This window comes from Streptomyces rimosus subsp. rimosus (assembly GCF_000720725.1).
In the GTDB taxonomy this organism is placed as follows: domain Bacteria; phylum Actinomycetota; class Actinomycetes; order Streptomycetales; family Streptomycetaceae; genus Streptomyces; species Streptomyces rimosus_A.
Map to the genome: position 1 here is coordinate 1 of NZ_JOCQ01000260.1, position 316 is coordinate 316.

A 316-nucleotide genomic window follows, 5' to 3' on the forward strand; every position below is an offset into this window, starting at 1 on the left:
GGCGGCCAGTACGGAGAAGAACTGCAGGGTGTGCAGCTTGTCGCCGCTCTTGGAACCGGAGTTGGTGAAGCCCGCCGCCAGCTTGTCCTGCCAGGCGCGGGTCGCCCAGCGCTTCGAGGTGGCCTCGGCGAAGACGTGGAAGGCGCCGGATGCGGTGCCCATGTAGGTCGGCGAGCCGAAGACGATCGCGTCGGCGGCGTCGAGCAGGTCCCACTGTTCCTCGGTGATCTCGTCGACCTTGACCAGGTGGACGGTCGCCCCGGCGTCGGCGGCGCCGTCGCGCACCGCCTCGGCGAGCACCGCGGTGTGACCGAAG

Annotated in this window: 1 protein-coding gene; it reads right to left on the reverse strand. The window is 70.3% G+C overall.

Annotated features, from left to right (window positions below; translation table 11 throughout):
- Positions 1-316, reverse strand: a 316-nt coding sequence (locus IH45_RS0142810) for a flavodoxin family protein (RefSeq protein WP_030682753.1), incomplete at both ends; no start/stop codon positions are given.